Raw genomic sequence first — 20,238 nt, 5'->3', positions numbered from 1 at the left:
GGAGGGGTTGGGCCGTGGGGGGCGGAAGGGTCGGCGGAGATCGTCGATGAAAAAGGTGGCGGTGGCGGAAAGGGGTATCGCCTACGCCGTCGGCTGAAGTGCGTGCGTTGCGCCGAAACAGTACCTCCACGAAGTGTGTTCTCGGGCGCATCCATCGTTCAGCCGCGATCGTCGTCGAAGCCACGCGTGATCAACGCGTGAGGCCCGCTCGCCAGATTTTCCTTGAGGAATTCCACACACACCCTGATCTTGGCCGATGATGACGAACGGGCTGATGTGACGGCCCACACGTCGGCGCGTTGCGAGTAGCCAGGCAATATGCGCACGAGTGCGCCCGACTTGAGGCTCGACGCCACGTCCCATACCGACGCCATGATCACGCCATAACCATCGAGCGCCCACTGGCGAACGATGTCGCTGTGATTCGATGCGACCGGCCCGGTGACCTTCACGGTTTCTTCGCCGCTCGGGCCTGTCAGGCGCCAGACGCCGAACCGCTGGTCGCGCCCGCGAAACAGCAGGCAATCATGCTGGGCAAGGTCGACAAGACATCGCGGCGTCCCCGCGCGCGCGAGATAGGACGGTGCCGCGCAGAGAACGCGCGCACTGTCGGCGATCTTGTGTGCAATCAGGTGCGGCTCCTGAATCTCGCCGACACGAACGTCGATATCGAAATTTTCGCCGACCAGGTCCGCACGCCGGTCGAGCAGTTCCAGCCATATCTCCAGTCCGCCGTACCGTTGCCTCAGTAACGAGAGGATCGGCGATACGTGTTCGCGCCCCAGGCGCAGGCTCGTGCTGATCCGGATCAGGCCTCGCGGCTCGCCTGCCAGTCCTGAGAACGTATCGGCCATGCCCTGAACGTCATCGAGGATCTTTTGCGCCCATTGGAACGCGGCTTCCCCGTCGCTGGTGATGGTTACGCGTCGTGTCGTTCGCACGAACAGCTTCACGCCGAGTGCGCGCTCCAGCAGCGCGATGCGCTTGCTGACGTGCGATGGCGAGATCCCCATCTCCGTCGATGCCGTGACGAAGCTCGACCGGCGCGCGACCGTGCAGAACAGGTGGAGGTCGCGGAGGAAGCCGTCATTGTTGGCTAATAGCGCATTATGAGTTTCCATTTGGACGCATTGTGATCGTGATAGTCACGAGTAATCTAGCCTCAAATCACAACGCCGTCCATTTCCGGTGCGGCCGAAACGCTTCCAGATCATGAGACAAATCAAGCTAGCCGTCGCCGGCGCAGGACTCATCGGCCGCCGCCACATCGAACTGATCCAGGCCGGCGAACGCTGCCATTTATCGGCCATCGTTGATCCCGGCCCCGCTGCACAGGAAATTGCGGAGGCTGCCGGCGTCCCGCTATATCGCACCCTCGATGCGCTTTTCAGCGCGTGCCGTCCCGACGGCGTGGTCCTCGCGACGCCTAACCATCTGCATGTCGAGCAGGCGCTCGAATGCATCGTGGCCGGCGTTCCCGCGCTGGTCGAAAAGCCGGTTGCCCATACCCTCGAAGAAGGCGAGCGGCTGCTTGACGCGGCCGACCGTGGCAGCGTGCCGTTGCTCGTCGGTCATCACCGGGCGCACAGCCCGATTCTCGCGAAAGCGCGTGAGGTGATCCGCCAAGGCCGGCTCGGCAAGATCGTCAGCGTGGTGGGAAGTGCGGTGTTCTACAAGCCCGACGATTACTTCGACGTTGCACCCTGGCGTCGTCAGGCGGGCGGTGGCCCGATTCTGATCAACATGATTCATGAAATCGGAAACCTGCGCTCGCTGTGCGGCGAGATTGTCGCGGTTCAGGCGTTGTCGTCCAATGCCACGCGTGGCTTTCCGGTCGAGGATACGGTTGCGATCAATCTGCGTTTCGAGAACGGGGCACTCGGCACGTTTCTGCTGTCCGATACCGCGGCGTCCGCGCGCAGTTGGGAACAAACGTCGCAGGAAAACAAGAGCTACCCGACCTACGGTGACGAAGACTGCTACGTGATTGCGGGCGATCAGGGTTCTTTGTCCGTGCCGACGATGCGCGTCAAGTCATACGCCCGCAAGGAGGACCGCTCCTGGTGGAAGCCGTTCGAGACCGGAGTCGAGGAAATCGATCGCGCAGACCCGCTTGAACGCCAGCTCGCGCACTTCTGCGATGTGATCGAAGGCAACGCGCAGCCGCTCGTGACGGTATTCGATGGCGTGCAAAACCTGCGAATTACCGAAGCGATTGCAGAAGCCGCGCGCAGCGGCGCGATCGTCGATACGAATCGCGCAAGCACGACGGTCTGAAACCGCCCACGGCAACGGTGTCCTCCGGGTGCCGCAGGTTGTTTCATCTTGATCAGCAGAAGGAAGACGCGAATCCGAATCGCGCAGGATGTCTCCCTCACGGAGAGACGGATAAACAGCTTCGCGCAAGCGAACAGGAGACAACATGTCAACGAGCAACACCAATACGTCCGCCGGAAAGAAAACGCCGGCCATGGCGGCCCTCGCGGCCTGGATCGGCAGTGCGATGGAGTACTACGACTTCTTCATTTACGGCACGGCGGCCGCGCTGGTTTTCGGGAAGGTCTTCTTTCCGGGATCGAGTCCGTCGATGGGGCTGTTGCTGGCGCTGGCGACATTCGGCGTCGGCTATGTCGCGCGTCCGGTGGGCGCGTTCTTTCTCGGTCACATCGGCGACAAGTTTGGCCGGAAGCGCGTGCTTGTCCTCACGCTGGTACTGATGGGGGCGTCCACCTTCCTGGTGGGATGTCTGCCGACCTACGGCCACGTGGGAATGCTCGCACCGGCGCTGCTTGTCCTGCTGCGGCTCTGTCAAGGTTTCTCGGCATCAGGTGAACAGGCGGGTGCGAACTCGATGTCGCTCGAGCACGCGCCGTCAAACCGGCGCGCATTCTTCACGAGCTTTACGCTCAGCGGCACCCAGGCTGGCCTGATCCTCGCGACGGCTGTCTTCTTGCCGATCTCTCGCCTGCCGGAAGACCAGTTGCTGTCGTGGGGCTGGCGCGTCCCGTTCTGGCTGAGCGCAGTCGTCGTGCTCGTCGGCTATTTGATTCGCCGCAACCTGAACGAGACGCCCGTATTCGAGGAAGAGCAGCGAACCCGGCACGTCGCGCGGATGCCGCTCGCGGTGCTGTTCAAGCACTACTCCGGCGACGTGCTGCGCGTCGTGCTCTGCGCGCTCGTCTCGACCGTCAGTACGATCTTCGGCGTGTTCGCACTGTCGTATGCCGTCAACGTCATCAAAATTGATCGCGGAACGATGTTGTGGGTGGCCATCCTGACCAACATCGTCGCGCTGGTCGCCATCCCGCTGTTCGCGATGCTGGCCGACAGGATCGGACGCAAGCCCGTCTACCTGTTCGGCATCCTCGGGCCAGCGATTCTGATGTTCCCGTACCTGTGGTCCATCGAGCAGCAGAACGTGCCGTTGATCTTCCTGTTCGGCGTACTCATGTCGGGCGTCGCATACAGCGCGTCCAACGGCATCTGGCCTGCGTTTTTCGCGGAAATGTTCGATACGCGTGTCCGCCTGTCGGGGATGGCGATCGGCACGCAGATCGGCTTCGCGCTCGCGGGCTTCGCTCCCACCATTGCCGCGGCCCTGATGAAGACGGGCCCGGGCGCATGGGTACCCGTTGCCTGGTTCGTTGCCGGCGCATGTGCGTTGGCCGCGCTTTCCACGCTGACGGCGCGAGAAACCTACGACATCGAGATGGATGACCTTGGCCGAAAGGAAGATTCTCCCGTCGGCAAGAAGGCCCATGTCTAACACGCCGACCGAAAGAGGAAGACGCATGAGAAAGATCCTGATGCTGCACGGAATCAATCACAACATGTTCGGCAAGCGCGATCCTGCGCAGTACGGCACGATCACGCTGGCCGAAATCGACGGCCGGTTGCAGACGCTCGGCAGCGAGCTGGGCGTGTCCGTCGACAGCTACCAGACCAACCACGAGGGGGCGATGTGCAAGCGCATTCATCAGGCGTTCGTCGATGGCGTGGATGCGGTGCTGATCAACGCCGGAGCGTGGACGCACTACAGCTATGGCATTCGCGACGCGCTGGCGATTCTGACCGTCCCGGTGATCGAGGTCCACATGTCCAACATTCACGCTCGCGAGACATTCCGGCATCACTCCGTGTTTGCTGAAGTCGTGAAAGGGCAGATCTGCGGATTGGGCGTCGACAGCTATCTCCTGGCGCTGCGGGCGGCAGTGGCGGCGACGGGTGGCGTTCCGGCGCGTTGAGGCATCTCGATGCGTGACCATTCCACGACGCTGGCCCCGGGCCGGCGTCGTGTCATCGACCCAAGTCGTCTTCCTGGTCTTCTGTTCACCGGGCTTGCCCGGACCTGACTCAGGCGCTGCTACTTGAACACGGTCCGTCGGGTCGTGGTGCACGCCAAAGCACGTCGTGCACATCCGAAAGAGTGGCGACGATCTTCGCGATGGTGTCGAATGACCGCAACTGGCCGCATGGTCAGGGTTTCACATCCCCTTGCCTGGAGCCGACGGCCGCAGCAATGCGGCTTTGCACGGCGACGAGTTGGTCATCCGTGGTTGCTACCAGCCACAGACGCGCCTGCGCCTCGATTTGGCGGTTGTGATCCTTCAGCGGGCCCATCGCGGCTGCGGCCTTCCACACCACCGGGGCGATTCGGCTTTTCCTGCCTGACGGCGCGCCTACCAGCAGGCAGTAAGGTCCCAGCGGGAGCGATACAAACGGAAGTGCCGGACTGGCACGCACACGCCAGTCAATGAAGGGCGTGTCGCCGATAAGCAGCGGCGTGGGCAAGCCGTGGAGCACACTGAAATCGTACAGCGCCAGTTGCTCTCGCATGCCGGCGTAAATACGCCGGATGTCGTCGACAACCGCCGCGCGGATCTCGTCATCGAACATGGGCTCCTGCGCATATCGGGCAAACGCCTTTCGAGCTTCCCATTGATAGGCGCTGAACAGGCCAATCTCCACGCAGTCCTGCACGGCGCGCTGGACATCCGCTACAGAACCGGCTTCCTCCGGCGTACCCAACTGCGCAGCCCGCAAAAACCGGGCAAGTCCAGCCTCCTGGATCGCAGGCCCCTCCGCGGATGCATCGTCTTCAGCGCCCTTGCCAAGGGGCACATAGATATATTTCTCGGCCGCGAAATGCGACTTCTTGCCCTCGTCAAACCTGATTTCGCCATCGACGCAGTCCAGATAGCGAGTCCCGATTCGACCATGCTCCCAAACCCAATTTTTCAGGAGCGGACGGAGTGGATGCAGTCTGTCGTGATCGGTCATGGAAGCCTCCAGGTTGCCCAGTATAGTTCCAAGTTGTCGATTGTTTCGTGGAGGACCGGGCGATCAATCGATCCACGACCGCCGTTGGAACCTGCGCAGCCTCAAGGGTGTGCATCGACGGGTTGAATCCGCAACCCGGAACGGACACTCAGACCTCTCCCAAGCGGTCAATCGAGCAGCGGCGCGGCAACTTGTTGCCTCGTCGGGAATGCGTCACATGATGCGAAGTTCAAATCAACGCCATTGCCGGTCAGGTCGTCAAAAACGCGCACATGCCATAATTCGCCCGTTCCTGAGCTACCGAACGCATCGTGTCCGACGCGAAATGATTTTGATCAGATCACTTGCCGCCTACCTGTTGCTGGCTGGATGTATTGCTACAGCACACGCCGAGACGTACCCGCCGGAAGTATCGAGAAGCATCGACAAACTCCAGTCCCAATGCTCCCGACAATCCAACGATCCCAAGGCGCCAGCCTGCATCGAATACAAGGCCACGTTGGCCCGCACCATTCCTCCTGCCGTCGAGGCACTGATGCATCAGGACGAAGTGGCTAACGACCAATGCCGGAACGGCCCGGCACCGAAACAATTGCCGAACGGGCAATATGCTCCGGGAAGCGCCTGCGCACAACACGAACAGCTGATGAAGACCATTCACCAGCACGGCTGGTGCTGGGGTCATACGGACATGGACAGCTACATTCCGGGTTGGGTGATCTGTCATCCCGGCGAATGGCAGTAAGGCCGCCCCAATAGCGAGACAAGGTCCCGCAATGCGGGTCCAGTCCGAGTGACGCGATGGCCTGCGACGCGCCGACGAGAAACCGAATCTTCAACTATCGCTGCAGGAAATATCCTGCTATCGCCGGCCGTCTGGATCGACTACGTCAGCACCTCTCCCGAAGAGGAGGTTCTTCTTGTGTCCAGGCTCGCCCGTCAGCGTAATGAACGAGCCGATTACCGCCCAGCGACTTGGCTCGATATAGCGCCAGATCAGCCGCCGAAAGCAACTCGGTCAGCGAAGCCGTCTCGCCCCCGCATTCAGCCAGACCAATGCTGACGGTCGCACAAATCCGATCACCGTTGGCGTGATGCGATCGCGTTGCAAACCGTTCTGCCACACTATCGCCGACCCGTTTCGCGCTCTGGCTATCATGCCCCGGCAGCAGCGCCGCAAATTCTTCCCCGCCGATGCGCGCGAGAATCGCATCCGCGTCCGTAGCGGCTCGAACCGTTTCCGCGAATGACTTCAACACCTCGTCGCCGGTCTTGTGCCCATAGCGATCGTTGATTCTCTTGAAGTGGTCAAGATCAAACGCAAGGAGCGTAACCGGGCGCCGATGCAGCGCACAGTCGTTGATCGCCCGCTCACCCTCTTCAAAAAACAGCTTCCGATTACCCAGGCGCGTCAAGTAATCCGTACGAGACTCCTGCAGCAGCTCGCCATGCACTTCTTCCCGGGTGAGCCGAAGCAACGTCATCGGCAACACCACCGAATAGAGCACCCCTTCGTACATGGTGATTTCGCTGGCAACCGACAGCACGTGCCCGCCGAAGACCGGGGGCAGCCACGGCAGGACGAAAGCCCTGGCGGCGTAGAACATCGCGTGGATGCCCGTCACCACCACCGCGACCCGTCGAGATTGAACCGCCGGCATGCCATCGCTTCGCATCAGCTCGAAGGCCGTCATCGCCGAAACGAGCGCGATCGGGAACGCGCTGGCATAAAGCCATACGGCAGCCTGCCAGCGCGAACCGGCCACCCCCCACGTGATCCCCATCAAGAGCAGCAACCCGATGGAAGCCGCGACATACCGCCGGCCGTTGAACATTGCCACGGCATGCAGAACGAGCAGATAACCGCTCAGAATCACGAGATTGCTGACGGCGGCGCCAGCGGCGCCCAGCAGTTGATTCCGGAATGCCGCCGTCGCGCAGCCGATTCCAAGCGTCGCATACCCGGCCGCAAGCATGCGCAGTTCCTTGCCGCGCTTGGGATGAGACGTGTGTTCCCAGTACATCATGGCGGAACTGGACAGCAGCGTTCCGATTGCTAGAAAGTAAAGGGTTGCTAAATCGACTCTCATCGCCGGTATCAAAGCGCGTCCTCGCCACGACGAGGAAAAGGTTCAGGACGAACTGAGATAACGGCACATTCCGCGAATCCTTGAGAAAGGGCAACGGAATCGCTCTCGCCCTCAAGCAGAACCCGTGTATCGGGCGGATGTCCCGCACCGAGTCACGCCGGAAAGAGCGTCCGGCACGAAATTCATCGCGTGTTTCCGACAGTCCGCCAACGGAGCCGTGATTGTGCGCCACTTTCCGGTATGGGAACCGAATCGTCGAAATTGACCGGGCGCGGACAACGCTGTCCGCGCCGAATCACGCGCCAGCCGCCCCGCTCGCCCCCACACGGACGGACGCAGCCAGCGCCGCGATCCGCGTGGCACGCAACAGCACCGGCCGATCGACCATCTTCCCGTCGACGCTCACCACCCCGCCGCCGGAATCGCGCATCGCGTCGAGAATCCGCTGCGCCCATCGGACCTCGTCCTCGCCCGGTCGAAAACACGTGTGCACGAACGCGATCTGTTTCGGATGAATGCACAGCTTCGCGCCGAATCCGAGTTGCTTGCCGTTGAACGCATCGCGCCCGATCCGCTCCCCGTCGTGAATGTCCGGCGTCACGCCATCGACCGGCGATTCGATGCCGGCCACCCGTGAAATCAACGCGAGTTGCGACCGGAAGTGATTGAGCGACACGCCATCGTCCGGCATCCCCATGTCCGCGATGAAATCGAGCGTGCCGAACATCAGCCGCTCGACGTACGGCGCTTTCGCGATATCGAGCGCGTTCCACACGCCGTTCGCGCTTTCGATCAGCGGATAGACCGGCACGCGCCGGCGCGCGAGCGCGATGGCGGCGCATACGTCTTCGGCGCTCTCGGCCTTCGGCAGCACGATACCGGCCACGCCCTTCAATGCGCCGAGCGCGGCATCGGCCTCGAACCACGGCGTGTGTCGCGCGTTGATCCGCACGAGCACGGGGTGCTCGGGCGAAACCCACCGGACGATCGCGTCGCGCGCGGCCGTTTTCGCGTCGGGCTCGACAGCGTCCTCGAGATCGAGGATGACCGCGTCGGCGCCGCTCGCGAGCGCCTTGTCGAAGCGCTCAGGCTTGTTCCCCGGCACGAACAGGTATGACTGAGCCGGCGTCGAGCCTCCGATGCCGCCAGCCTGCGTCGTGGCGTCAGACGGCATTGACCACCTCCGGAACCAGCTCGAACAGATCGCCGACGAGGCCGTAGTCGGCCACGCTGAAAATCGGTGCTTCCGGATCCTTGTTGATCGCGACGATCACCTTCGAATCCTTCATGCCGGCCAGGTGCTGGATCGCACCCGAGATGCCCACCGCGATGTACAGCTGCGGTGCGACGATCTTGCCGGTCTGGCCGACCTGATAGTCGTTCGGCACGTAACCCGCGTCGACTGCCGCGCGTGACGCACCGAGTGCGGCTTGAAGCTTGTCCGCCAACGGCTCCAGCACCTTCGTGTAGTTCTCGCCGCTGCCCAGACCACGGCCGCCCGACACGATGATCTTCGCGCTGGTGAGTTCCGGACGGTCCAGCTTCGTCACTTCACGGCTCACGAATTGCGACTTGCCTGCGTCCGCTGCCGCTTCGATCTTCTCGACCGATGCGCTGCCGCCTTCTGCTGCAACCGGATCGAAACCCGTTGCACGCACCGTGATGACCTTGATCGGGTCGCTCGACTGCACCGTCGCGATCGCGTTACCCGCGTAGATCGGACGCTCGAACGTGTCGGCCGAGTCCACTGCCGTGATGTCCGAGATCTGCGCGACGTCCAGCTTCGCGGCAATACGCGGCGCGATGTTCTTGCCGTAGGCCGTCGCCGGCGCGAGGATGTGCGAGTAGTCCTTCGCGATGTTCAGCGCCGTCGCTTCAACGTTTTCCGCCAGGCCTGCGGCCAGTTGCGGTGCGTCGGCCAGCAGCACCTTCGACACGCCTGCGATTTTTGCCGCTGCGTCCGCAGCCGCTTGCGCGTTGTGGGCGGCCACCAGCACGTGAATGTCACCGCCGATCTTCGCCGCCGCTGCCACCGTGTTCAGCGTCGCGGCCTTGATCGACGCGTTGTCGTGTTCTGCAATCACCAGAATCGTCATTTCTTTCCGCTCCCTCTTACAGCACCTTGGCTTCGGTCTTCAGCTTCTCGACCAGCGTCTTCACGTCCGGCACCTTCACGCCGGCCGCCCGCTTCGGCGGCTCGACCACCTTCAGCGTCTTCAGACGCGGCGTCACATCCACACCGAGGTCTTCCGGCTTCACGTTTTCCAGCGGCTTCTTCTTCGCCTTCATGATGTTCGGCAGCGTCACATAGCGCGGCTCGTTCAGGCGCAGGTCGGTCGTCACGACCGCGGGCAGTTGAAGCGACAGCGTTTCCGCACCCCCGTCGACTTCCCGCGCAACGGTTGCCTTACCGTCGGCGATCGTCACCTTCGACGCAAACGTCGCTTGCGGCAGGCCAGCCAGCGCAGCCAGCATCTGCCCCGTCTGGTTCGAATCGTCGTCGATCGCCTGCTTGCCGAGGATCACCAGTTGCGGCTGTTCCTTGTCAACCAGCGCCTTCAGGATCTTCGCGACGGCCAGCGGCTCGACGCTGTCGTTCGATTCGACGAGGATCGCGCGATCCGCACCGATCGCGAGCGCCGTACGCAGCGTTTCCTGCGCTTGCGCAACGCCCACCGACACGGCGATCACTTCAGTCGCCACGCCCGCTTCCTTCAGGCGCACGGCTTCTTCCACCGCGATTTCGTCGAACGGGTTCATCGACATCTTCACGTTCGCGATGTCGACGCCCGTGTTGTCCGACTTCACGCGGACCTTCACGTTGTAATCGACCACTCTCTTCACTGCGACCACGATCTTCACGCGCTGCTCCTCCATAGGGTCGTTGGCATCTTCCAATATCGCGAGCCATTACACGCGCAATCCGACGTGGCGACAACTATCGTTTGACTCTGCCGGTCATAGCCCAAACCTATTGGGCGCCCCGTTTTCGGGCGCCAGATGCGACACGGCCCGGATGATCCGGGCCGTGTCGTCAATCAGCGCTGCGCTGCCAGTATTTCTGTCATCGCGAGGAATCGCGCGATATCGTCCGGCGAATGACAATGCAGCGGCGAGATGCGAACCGCGCCGCCGAGTCCGAACGATTTCAGCATCCGCCCCGAATACAGGCTCGACGCAACACGCTCGTAGACGATCACGCCGTGCTTCTCGTATTCGCGCACGGCCTGCGTCGGCTCGAGGTGCGCGAAGCCGATCCCGACGATCAGGTCGCGCTTCGTCAGGTCGTCGTGATCCCAGTAGACCTCGACGCCGTCGATCGCCCGCAGCCCGCGACGCCCCTCACAACCGTCCAGCAACGCGGCCAGCAGCGCACGCTCATGCAGCTCGATCCGCGCCATGCCCTCGACGAACAGCGCGCGGCGATCGTCCGAATCACGGAAATACCGGCCGATCCACGTGACGTAATCGACGATCGACGTCACGACCGCGAACTGCGCGGGCGCCGGGCTGCCGAGTTCCCATACGCCGCTCTCCTTCGCCGCGAGCCGGTGATGCGGCAACGCCGCCGCGCGCGGCGACAGCCACGAGATGCCCGAGCCGCGGCACCCGAAGAACTTGTACGGCGCGAAATTGATCCCGTCGACCGGCGTGCGCTGCAGGTCGATGATGCCGTGCGGCGCATGCTGGACCGCGTCGACGACGATGAAGAGATCCGGCTTCTTCTGCCGCGCACGCGCGACGATCGTCTCGATATCGAACTTCGCGCCCGAGATGTTCGACGCATACATCACGCTGAGCAGCGCGGTATCGGCGTCGACCAGCGACACGATCGCATCGACATCCACGCCGCCGGTCGCCGGATCGCTCGGCGCGATGCGCAGCGTCTTGCCGGTACGTTCCGCGTAGACCGTCATCGCGTCGTAGGAAGACGGATGCTCGAGCACGGTCGTCACCGCATTGGTGCCCGGCACGTTCTCCATGATCGCGCGCACCATGTCGAACATCGCGCCCGAGGCCGTCAGCGACGCGAACACGGTGCCGCCGTCGGCGTTCAGGAGGGTCCGGACGTCGGCCTCGCCGCGCGCCTGGATCGCCTGCAGGTCGAGCGCACGTTCGTGAATGCGCTCCGGACAATCGGGCAGCGCATCGATCCGTGCGTACGCATCGACCGCCTCCTTCAGCCGGAACGACCCGCCGGCATTGTCGAAGAACAGGCGCGCGCGTCCGTCGAGATCGTGATCGACATGATGAAAGCGCGACTTGATCTGCTGCATCAACGCGTCGGGAAAAAGTGCTCCACGGGTACTGCTCATCTTCGATGCTCCTGTTTGCTTCGGAATGTTGTGCGAGGCATGCATGGCGGCGTTCATCCGCGCAGCGATTCGAGGTACGCGCGACCTTTCTCCGCGTCGTAGCAGCCTTCCCATTTCGCGATGACGAGCGGCGCGAGCGCGTTGCCGACGACGTTCAGCGCGGTGCGGCCCATGTCCATGATCCGGTCGACGCCAGCGATGAAGGCCAGCCCTTCGAGCGGCAGCCCGGCGCTCGCGAGCGTGGCGAGCATGATCACGAACATGAAGCCCGGCACGCCGGCGGCGCCCTTCGACGTGACGACCATGGTGAGCGTCAGCAGGAGCTGCTGCTGCCAGTCGAGATGCACGCCGTAGAGCTGCGCGACGAACAGCGTGCCGATGCCGAGATAGATCGACGCGCCGTCGAGGTTGAACGTGTAGCCGGTCGGCACGACGAACGTCGTGATGCTCTTCGGCACGCCGTAGTCCTCCATCTTCTTCATCAGCTGCGGCAACACGGTCGCCGAGCTGCAGGTCGAGAACGCGATGATCAGCTCGTCCTTGATCACGCGCAGCAGCGTGACGATGCGAAAGCCGAACAGTCGCGCGGTCAGGCCGAGCACCGCGATCGCGAACAGCAGGATTGCGAAGTAAGTCACGGCGACGAGTTTCAGCAGCGGCAGCAGCGATCCGAAACCGAAGCTCGCGACGGTCACCGCGATGAGTGCGCACACGCCGACGGGCGCATAGCGCATCACCATGTTCGTCACCTTGAACATCGCATCGGCGACGCCCTTGAGCATCGCGAGCACGGGCTTGCGGTGTTCTTCCGGCACGGTCTGCAGACCGAGCCCGAACAGCAGCGAGAAGAAGATCACCGGCAGCAGGTCGCCCTTGGCCATCGACGCGACGATGTTGTCCGGAATGATGCCGAGCACCAGCGCCATCAGCCCGTGATGCGCCTGCTGCACCTGTTGCGTGGCTTGCTGGAAGCGCGAAATGTCGGTGTGCCCGAGCTGCGACATGTCGGTGCCGACGCCGGGCTGCAGCACGTTGCCGATCACGAGCCCGAGGACGATCGCGATCGTCGTGACCACCTCGAAATAGAACAGCGTCTTGATGCCGATTCGGCCGAGCGACTTGCCGTCGCCGACGCCCGCGATGCCGATCACCATGCTGGTGAACACGATCGGCACGACGATCATCCGCACCAGCTTGATGAAGATGTCGCCGGCCGGCTGGAGCAATCCGGACACGGCCGTGTCGCGCCATTGCGGAAACCGGTTCAACACGAGCCCGATCGCGATGCCGATGACGAGCCCGATGACGATCTGCCACGCGAGGCCAACGCGTGGCTTGCGCACCGCGTCGGGGACGGGCGGGGATTCGATGACGGTGTCCATGCTGTCTCCAGATAAGGGATTCGATCCGGCGCCGGCTTCGATGCGGCACGTTTTCTGATGAACGCGCTCGCCGAACGGCGCAACGGAAGAACCTTAAACAGCCGAAATCTGTAAAAAAAGCGATTTTTTGACATGAGAACATATCGTTTTTCTTCATCTATCGAGTGACACGCGATGCTCACGTTCAAGCAGATGGAAGCGCTGTACTGGATCGTCCAGCTCGGCTCGTTCGACGCGGCGGCGACGCGCCTCAATACGACGCAGTCGGCCGTGTCGAAACGGATCCAGGAACTCGAACGCGCGTTTGATCTGACCGTGTTCGATCGCGCGCACCGCAGTGCCCGGCTCACCGACAAGGGCGCCGAACTGTTCGACCACGCGAAGGCATTGCTCGAGGAGCGCGATCGCGTCGTCGAGCGGATGAGTTCGAAGGAAGCGCTGGTGCGGCACGTGCGGATCGGCGTGACCGAGCTGACCGCGCTGACGTGGCTGCCGCGCCTGATCGCGGCGATCCAGGCCGCGTATCCACGGGTGCACGTGGAAGCCGAGGTCGACCTGACCGCGACGCTACGCGACCGGCTCGCGGCCGATACGATCGACCTGATCGTCGTCCCGCAGATTCATGCGACGGAATCGTTCATGGCGACGGTGGTCGGCGAGGTCGACAACGCGTGGATGTGCGCGGCCGGGTTCATGCCGAAATCGAGGGCCGCCATGTCACTGACGGACATCGCCCGGTTTCCGCTGATCCTGCAGGGCAGTCTGTCGGGCACGGGGCATCTGTACACGCGTTTCCTGCAGGAACACGGCGTCGCGATGCAGCGCGTGCTGTCGAGCAACAGCCTGATCGCGCAGATCGGCCTGACGCTGTCGGGGCTGGGCGTCAGCTATCTGCCGAAGGCATGCGTCGCGCACCTCGTCGCGTGCGAGGCGCTGGATATCGTGCGCACGCGGCCGGCGCTGCCGCCGGTTCGCTACGTCGCGCTACACCGCGCCGAGCGTGCCCAGTCGCTGACTGCCGAGATCGTTCGACTCGCCGCTCAGGTGTGCGATTTCAGCACGAACCTGCTGGATCCCGGCGCGCATGCGTGAACGGCACGAGTGGATGTAAAAACGGCCCCGGTGTCTCGTTCGACACCGGAGCCGCTTCACCGGAGAAGCGCAGCATTCAGCCGACCCGCGCTTCTCCCTGCCGCTCGGCTTCACCATCTTCCGTCGCCGTTCGCGCCAGCACGGGCTTGAGCGCTTGGCCGGTATGACTCGCGCTCACCTGCACGAGCCCTTCGGGCGGCGCCGCTGCGACGATCGTGCCGCCGCCCACGCCGCCTTCCGGGCCGAGGTCGATGATCCAGTCGGCTTCCGCGATCACGTCGAGGTCGTGCTCGATCACAACGACGCTATGCCCGCCGTCGACGAGCCGGTGCAGCACGCGAATCAGCTTCGCGACGTCCGCCATGTGCAGGCCAACCGTCGGCTCGTCGAGCACATACAGCGTGTGCGGCGCCTTCTGGCCGCGCCGCGTGATGTCGTCGCGCACCTTCGTGAGCTCGGTGACGAGCTTGATCCGCTGCGCCTCGCCGCCCGACAGCGTCGGCGACGGCTGGCCGAGCGTCAGGTAGCCGAGGCCGACGTCCTTCATCAACTGCAGCGGATGCGCGATGTTCGAAATCGGCGCGAAAAATTCCACCGCTTCGTCGATCTCCATCGTCAGCACGTCGCCGATGTTCCGGCCGCGCCACGTGACCGCCAGCGTCTCCGGGTTGAAGCGCTGCCCGTGGCACACGTCGCACGGCACCTTCACGTCGGGCAGGAAGCTCATCCCGATCGTGCGCACGCCCTGCCCTTCGCAGGCCGGGCAACGCCCGTCGCCGGTGTTGAACGAGAAACGCGACGCCGTGTAGCCGCGCGCACGCGCCTCCAGCGTATCGGCGAACAGCTTGCGGATCGTGTCCCACACGCCGATGTAGGTCGCCGGGCACGAACGCGGCGTCTTGCCGATCGGCGTCTGGTCGACTTCGAGCACGCGGTCGATCTGCTCCCAGCCGCTGAGCGACGCGCAGCCCTGCCACGCATGCGTGACGTTCAGCGACGGCCGCGGCGCCGTGCGCGCGAGCACGCTCGAACGGCGGTTGGTGGCTGGCGCATCCTGCTGCGCGGCCTTGCGCGCGCGCCGCGTGGCCGGCGACGACAGCACCGAGCGGCCGACTGCGTCGAGCAGGTTCGTCATCAGCACGTCGCGCGCGAGCGTCGACTTGCCCGAGCCGCTGACGCCCGTCACCGCGACGAGCCGCGCGAGCGGAATGCCGACGGTGACGTCGCGCAGGTTGTGCAGCGTCGCGCCATGAACGGTCAGCCACGCCTCCGGCACCGCCGGCGCGCCCTTCTTGCCTGCCACGCTCACCGCGCGGCGCGGTTGCAACGGATGCGTCATCGGATGCGCGAGCAGACGCCCCGTCACCGAATCCGGCTGCGCGGCCAGATCGGCGACCGCGCCCTCGGCAACCAGCGTGCCGCCGCGCTTGCCGGCGCCCGGGCCGACGTCGATGATGTGATCGGCGCGGCGAATCGTGTCTTCGTCGTGTTCGACGACGACGAGCGTGTTGCCCTTGTCGCCCAGCTTGCGCAGCGCGTCGAGCAGGATCTGGTTGTCGCGCGGGTGCAGGCCGATGGTCGGCTCGTCGAGCACGTAGCAGACGCCCTGCAGGTTGCTGCCGAGCTGCGCGGCGAGCCGGATGCGCTGCGCTTCGCCGCCCGACAGGCTCGGCGCCGCGCGGTCGAGGCTCAGGTAGCCCAGGCCGACTTCCTCGAGAAACGCGAGGCGGCTGCCGATCTCGCTGACGATGTCGCGCGCGATCTGCGCGTCGCGCCCGGTCAGTTCCAGCGTGTCGATCCAGCGGCGCGTGTCGGACACCGTCCACTGCGCGACCTCGACGATCGGATGCGCGTCGAACGTGACCGCGCGCGCGGACGGATTCAGCCGCGTGCCGTGGCAATCCGGGCACGGCTCGTTGCCGACGCCTTCCGGTTCCTGCTCGTCCGACGGCAAAGTTTGCTCGCGGCCGCGGTCGTCCCCGGCGAGCACCGTGTCGTCGTAGGCGGCGCGCTGTTCGCGCGTGAGCGTGACCCCGGTGCCGACGCAGGTCGTGCACCAGCCGTGCTTGCTGTTGTACGAGAACATCCGCGGGTCGAGTTCCGGGTAGCTCGTGCCGCATACCGGGCACGCACGCTTGACCGACAGCACCTTGACCTCGCCGACGCGCGCGGTCGACCGATCGTTCTGCATCGCGTGATGCAGCCCGTCGAGCGGCGCGAGCAGGTGCATCACGCCCTTGCCGAGTTCGAGCGTCTCGTCGAGCAGACGCCGCAATTCGGCTTCGTTGTCCGGCGACACGACGATGTCGGCCACCGGCAACTCGATCGTGTGCTCGCGGAAGCGGTCGAGCTTCGGCCACGGATCGACCGGCACGAACTCGCCGTCGACGCGCAGATGCGTGCTGCCGCGCGCCTTCGCCCACTTCGCGAGGTCGGTGTACACGCCCTTGCGGTTGACGACGAGCGGCGCGAGAAAGCCGACGTGTTCGTCGCGATGGTCACGCAGCAGTTGCGCGGCGATCGATTCGACGGTTTGCGACGTGACCGGCGTGCCGTCGTGGATGCAATGCTGCAGGCCGAGCTTCACATACAGCAGCCGCAGGAAGTGCCAGACCTCGGACGTGGTCGCGACCGTGCTCTTGCGGCCACCGCGCGACAGCCGCTGCTCGATCGCGACCGTCGGCGGAATGCCGTACACCGCGTCGACTTCCGGCCGCCCGGCCGGCTGCACGATCGAACGCGCATACGCGTTCAGCGATTCGAGATAGCGGCGCTGGCCTTCGTGGAACAGGATGTCGAACGCGAGCGTCGACTTGCCGGAACCCGACACGCCGGTGATCACGTTGAACTTGCCGTGCGGGATGTCGACGTCGAGCGCCTTCAGGTTGTGCTCGCGCGCATTGACGATCCGCACGACGTCCTCGCCTTCGATCGCGCGCCGCTCGCGGGCGGCGTTCAGCACGGTCTGCAACGGCACGCCTTCGTCGGCGAGCGCCGTTTCGGCGTCCATCGCACGGTCGTACTGCAGCAGCGCCGCGCCGGTATGCGATTCGGCGCACGCCTTCACGTCGTCGGGCGTGCCGGCGCACAGCACGAGGCCGCCGCCGTCGCCGCCTTCCGGGCCGAGATCGATCAGCCAGTCGGCCGCGCGGATCACGTCGAGGTTGTGCTCGATCACGATCAGCGAATGGCCGGCCGCGAGCAGCTTGCCGAACGCCTGCATCAGCTTCGCGATGTCGTCGAAGTGCAAGCCGGTGGTCGGCTCGTCGAACATGAACAGCTTCGCGCGCGCAATGCGCGCTTCTTCGCTGGCGACCCGGCGCCCGCCGGCGGCCGCCGCCGATTCGGCGAGGAAGCCGGCCAGCTTCAGCCGCTGCGCCTCGCCGCCCGACAGCGTCGGCACCGGCTGGCCGAGTTTCACGTATTCGAGGCCGACGTCGACGATCGGCTGCAGCACGCGCAGCACCTCCGCGTCGGCCGCGAAGAATGCGGTCGCTTCGCTGACGGTCAGGTCGAGCACGTCGGCGATGCTCAGTGCGCGGCCGTCGCGCTCGATGCGGACTTCCAGAACCTCGGCACGGTAACGGCTGCCGTCGCAATCGGGGCAACGCAGATAGACGTCGCTCAGGAACTGCATCTCGATGTGCTCGAAGCCCGAGCCGCCGCAGGTCGGGCAACGGCCGTCGCCCGAGTTGAAGCTGAACGTGCCGGCGCCGTAGCCGCGCTGCAGCGCAAGCGGCGCCTTCGCGAACAGCTTGCGGATCTCGTCGAACGCGCCGACGTAGCTGGCCGGGTTCGAGCGCGTGGTCTTGCCGATCGGCGATTGATCGACGAACACGACGTCGCCGACCTGATCGGCACCGGTGAGGTTGCGGAACGCGCCCGGCGACTCCGTCGCCTTGCCGTGATGGCGCGCCATCGCCGGATACAGCACGTCCTGCAGCAAGGTCGACTTGCCGGACCCGGACACGCCCGTCACGCAGACGAGCCGCTGCAACGGAATCTCGACCGTCACGTCTCGCAGGTTATGTTCGGTCGCACCTTCCAGCACGATGCGCGGCGTGCTCGCATCGACTAGGCGACGTGCCCAGTTCGACGCATGCGCGACGTGCTTGCGGCCGCCGAGATACTCGCCCGTCAGCGTGTGCGCGGAACGGATGTCGCCCGGCGTGCCGTCGTAGACGATCGTGCCGCCGCGCTCGCCGGGGCCGGGGCCCATGTCGATCAGCCTGTCGGCCGCGAGCATCACCGACGGATCGTGTTCGACGACGACCAGCGTATTGCCCGCGTCGCGCAGCCGCTGCATCGCCTCGACGATCCGCGTGAGGTCGCGCGGATGCAGCCCGATGCTCGGCTCGTCGAGCACGAACAGCGTTTTGGTCAGCGACGTGCCGAGCGCCGTGGTCAGGTTGATCCGCTGCACCTCGCCGCCCGACAGCGTACGGCTCTGACGGTCAAGCGTCAGATAGCCGAGCCCCACGTCGCATAGATACTTCAGGCGTGTGCGCACTTCGGCCAGCAGCAGCTTCAGCGCATCGTCGAGCAGCGCGCTCGGCAGGCTCACTGCGTCGAAGAAGCGGCGAATGCGCTCGATCGGCAGCAACATCAGATCGTGCACCGTCAGGCCCGGCAGCGCTTCGAGCTGCGCGCGCGTCCAGTCGACGCCGCGCGGCATGAAGCGATTGGCCGGCGCGAGCACCGCGTCGGCGTTCGCCTTCGAGCCGAGCCGCCACTGCAGCGATTCGGTCTTCAGGCGCGCGCCGCCGCAGACGTCGCACGGCGTGTAGCTGCGGTACTTCGACAGCAGCACGCGGATATGCATCTTGTACGCTTTCGATTCGAGATAGCCGAAGAAGCGCTTCACGCCATACCACTGGCTCTGCCACTTGCCGTTCCAGTCCGGCGAACCGTTGACCACCCAGTCGCGCTCGGCGTCCGTCAGGTCGGACCACGGCGTGTCGCGCCGGATGTCGGCCTTCGCCGCGTAGCGCATCAGGTCGTCCTGGCATTCCTTCCACGCGGGCGTCTGCATCGGCTTGATCGCGCCGCCGCGCAGCGTCTTGCGCGCGTCCGGAATCACGAGGCCGAGATCGACGCCGATCACGCGGCCGAAGCCGCGGCAGGTTTCGCACGCGCCATAGGCCGAGTTGAACGAGAACAGCGCCGCCTGCGGCTCCGCGTAGCGCAGGTCGCTGTCGGGGTCGTGCAGCCCGGTGGAGAAACGCCAGATCTGCGGCTCGGCGAGCGCGTTTTCCGCTTCCGGCGCGAGCACGTAGACGTTCACGCGGCCGCCGCCGCGCTTCAGCGACGCCTCGATCGCCTCGACCACGCGCACCTTGTCGGTCGGCTGCACGCGGAAGCGGTCGGCCACCACGTCGAGCACCTTGCGCGGCCCCGTGGGCGACGCCACTTCGCGCTGCGCCTGCACGCGCGTGTAGCCGCTCGCGGACAGCCACTGCGCGACTTCGTCCTCGGACGCGCTGTCCGGCAGCTCGACCGGGAACGTGACGACGACGCGCGGATCGTCGGCGCGCGTGCGCTCGACGAGTTCCGCGTAGATCGTCTCGGGCGTGTCATGCCGCACCTGCCGCGCGGTCTGGCGGTCGAACAGCTCGGCCGCACGCGCGTACAGCAGCTTCAGGTGGTCGTTCAGCTCGGTCATCGTGCCGACGGTCGAACGCGAACTGCGGACCGGGTTGGTCTGGTCGATCGCGATCGCCGGCGGCACGCCGTCGACGCGCTCGACCTGCGGTCGGTCCATCCGGTCGAGGAACTGCCGCGCATACGCGCTGAACGTCTCGACGTAGCGCCGCTGCCCTTCCGCGTACAGCGTGTCGAACACGAGGCTCGACTTGCCGGAGCCCGACGGGCCGGTGACGACCGTCATTTCGCCGGTGCGCAGGTCGAGATCGAGATTCTTGAGGTTGTGCTGACGTGCTCCGCGAATGCGGATCAGATTGCTGGATGACAATTTGCCTGCCCGTCTGAATGAGTTAGCCAGAGTTCACGGTGCCGGAATGCTGCGGTGGATGCCCGCAGGCGCGGCGCACGTGCCGCACGGGTCATGCCTGTGCGGCT

14 protein-coding genes are annotated in these 20,238 nt (G+C 64.7%); 5 read left to right on the top strand and 9 right to left on the bottom strand.

Annotation, left to right across the window (positions count from 1 at the left end):
• Nucleotides 1-158: 158 nt before the first annotated feature.
• Entirely contained in the window at nt 159-1,121 is a 963-nt protein-coding gene (locus BX604_RS23460; protein ID WP_098553246.1) for a LysR family transcriptional regulator, read from the bottom strand.
• Between the two features lie 91 nt (nt 1,122-1,212).
• Between BX604_RS23460 and BX604_RS23455 the strand changes: the two genes are divergently transcribed.
• From BX604_RS23455 to aroQ, 3 genes are all read left to right on the top strand, one after another.
• Entirely contained in the window at nt 1,213-2,277 is a 1,065-nt protein-coding gene (locus BX604_RS23455) for a Gfo/Idh/MocA family protein (protein ID WP_098554002.1), read from the top strand.
• Nucleotides 2,278-2,422: 145 nt separating this feature from the next.
• Complete coding sequence (locus BX604_RS23450) at nt 2,423-3,766, top strand: MFS transporter (RefSeq protein ID WP_098553245.1); 1,344 nt, start codon at nt 2,423-2,425, stop codon at nt 3,764-3,766.
• A 25-nt stretch (nt 3,767-3,791) separates the two neighbouring features.
• On the top strand, nt 3,792-4,244 hold the full coding sequence (aroQ, locus tag BX604_RS23445; protein WP_098553244.1) for a type II 3-dehydroquinate dehydratase: 453 nt from the start codon (nt 3,792-3,794) through the stop codon (nt 4,242-4,244).
• 232 nt (nt 4,245-4,476) lie between these two features.
• Here aroQ and BX604_RS23440 read toward each other — a convergent pair whose 3' ends face one another.
• Complete coding sequence (locus tag BX604_RS23440; RefSeq protein ID WP_098553243.1) at nt 4,477-5,280, bottom strand: hypothetical protein; 804 nt, start codon at nt 5,278-5,280, stop codon at nt 4,477-4,479.
• A gap of 325 nt (nt 5,281-5,605) precedes the next feature.
• On the opposite strand from BX604_RS23440, the gene BX604_RS23435 reads away from it, so the two are divergent.
• On the top strand, nt 5,606-6,025 hold the full coding sequence (locus BX604_RS23435; RefSeq protein WP_098553242.1) for a hypothetical protein: 420 nt from the start codon (nt 5,606-5,608) through the stop codon (nt 6,023-6,025).
• A gap of 145 nt (nt 6,026-6,170) precedes the next feature.
• Here BX604_RS23435 and BX604_RS23430 read toward each other — a convergent pair whose 3' ends face one another.
• From BX604_RS23430 to gltP, 6 genes are all read right to left on the bottom strand, one after another.
• Nucleotides 6,171-7,370 carry a GGDEF domain-containing protein gene (locus BX604_RS23430; RefSeq protein WP_098553241.1) on the bottom strand — a complete coding sequence of 400 codons (1,200 nt, stop codon included), beginning with the start codon at nt 7,368-7,370 and terminating at the stop codon, nt 6,171-6,173.
• 295 nt (nt 7,371-7,665) lie between these two features.
• On the bottom strand, nt 7,666-8,544 hold the full coding sequence (locus BX604_RS23425) for an HpcH/HpaI aldolase/citrate lyase family protein (protein ID WP_098553240.1): 879 nt from the start codon (nt 8,542-8,544) through the stop codon (nt 7,666-7,668).
• The gene (locus BX604_RS23420; RefSeq protein WP_098553239.1) at nt 8,534-9,466 is read right to left on the bottom strand and encodes an electron transfer flavoprotein subunit alpha/FixB family protein; all 933 of its coding nucleotides are present in this window, start codon (nt 9,464-9,466) and stop codon (nt 8,534-8,536) included. Before BX604_RS23420 ends, BX604_RS23425 begins: the two co-directional genes overlap by 11 nt.
• 16 nt (nt 9,467-9,482) lie before the next feature.
• On the bottom strand, nt 9,483-10,232 hold the full coding sequence (locus BX604_RS23415; RefSeq protein ID WP_098554001.1) for an electron transfer flavoprotein subunit beta/FixA family protein: 750 nt from the start codon (nt 10,230-10,232) through the stop codon (nt 9,483-9,485).
• Between the two features lie 176 nt (nt 10,233-10,408).
• Nucleotides 10,409-11,686 (bottom strand): aminotransferase class V-fold PLP-dependent enzyme, encoded by a 1,278-nt coding sequence (locus BX604_RS23410; protein WP_098554000.1) that lies wholly within the window; start codon nt 11,684-11,686, stop codon nt 10,409-10,411.
• A 53-nt stretch (nt 11,687-11,739) separates the two neighbouring features.
• Nucleotides 11,740-13,068: a glutamate/aspartate:proton symporter GltP gene (gene gltP, locus BX604_RS23405; protein ID WP_098553238.1), complete on the bottom strand. Its 1,329-nt coding sequence runs from the start codon at nt 13,066-13,068 to the stop codon at nt 11,740-11,742.
• Nucleotides 13,069-13,242: 174 nt separating this feature from the next.
• Here gltP and BX604_RS23400 point away from each other — a divergent pair, with 174 nt between their 5' ends.
• Nucleotides 13,243-14,160, top strand: coding sequence for a LysR family transcriptional regulator (locus tag BX604_RS23400; protein WP_098553237.1), 918 nt, complete (start codon nt 13,243-13,245; stop codon nt 14,158-14,160).
• Nucleotides 14,161-14,236: 76 nt separating this feature from the next.
• Here BX604_RS23400 and uvrA read toward each other — a convergent pair whose 3' ends face one another.
• Entirely contained in the window at nt 14,237-20,131 is a 5,895-nt protein-coding gene (gene uvrA, locus BX604_RS23395; RefSeq protein ID WP_098553236.1) for an excinuclease ABC subunit UvrA, read from the bottom strand.
• Nucleotides 20,132-20,238: the final 107 nt, after the last annotated feature.

The sequence above is a fragment of the Burkholderia sp. JKS000303 genome, assembly GCF_002563755.1.
Lineage (GTDB): Bacteria > Pseudomonadota > Gammaproteobacteria > Burkholderiales > Burkholderiaceae > Burkholderia > Burkholderia anthina_B.
This window is presented reverse-complemented; position numbering and strand designations above follow the sequence as displayed.

Excerpts from the sequence above, each read along its gene's own strand:
- BX604_RS23430 (WP_098553241.1), bottom strand. The coding sequence starts at position 7,370 with ATGAGAGTCGATTTAGCAACCCTTTACTTTCTAGCAATCGGAACGCTG.
- BX604_RS23455 (WP_098554002.1), top strand. The coding sequence starts at position 1,213 with ATGAGACAAATCAAGCTAGCCGTCGCCGGCGCAGGACTCATCGGCCGC.
- BX604_RS23400 (WP_098553237.1), top strand. The coding sequence starts at position 13,243 with ATGCTCACGTTCAAGCAGATGGAAGCGCTGTACTGGATCGTCCAGCTC.
- BX604_RS23450 (WP_098553245.1), top strand. The coding sequence starts at position 2,423 with ATGTCAACGAGCAACACCAATACGTCCGCCGGAAAGAAAACGCCGGCC.
- aroQ (WP_098553244.1), top strand. The coding sequence starts at position 3,792 with ATGAGAAAGATCCTGATGCTGCACGGAATCAATCACAACATGTTCGGC.
- BX604_RS23460 (WP_098553246.1), bottom strand. The coding sequence starts at position 1,121 with ATGGAAACTCATAATGCGCTATTAGCCAACAATGACGGCTTCCTCCGC.
- BX604_RS23410 (WP_098554000.1), bottom strand. The coding sequence starts at position 11,686 with ATGAGCAGTACCCGTGGAGCACTTTTTCCCGACGCGTTGATGCAGCAG.
- BX604_RS23440 (WP_098553243.1), bottom strand. The coding sequence starts at position 5,280 with ATGACCGATCACGACAGACTGCATCCACTCCGTCCGCTCCTGAAAAAT.
- BX604_RS23425 (WP_098553240.1), bottom strand. The coding sequence starts at position 8,544 with ATGCCGTCTGACGCCACGACGCAGGCTGGCGGCATCGGAGGCTCGACG.
- BX604_RS23435 (WP_098553242.1), top strand. The coding sequence starts at position 5,606 with ATGATTTTGATCAGATCACTTGCCGCCTACCTGTTGCTGGCTGGATGT.
- gltP (WP_098553238.1), bottom strand. The coding sequence starts at position 13,068 with ATGGACACCGTCATCGAATCCCCGCCCGTCCCCGACGCGGTGCGCAAG.
- BX604_RS23420 (WP_098553239.1), bottom strand. The coding sequence starts at position 9,466 with ATGACGATTCTGGTGATTGCAGAACACGACAACGCGTCGATCAAGGCC.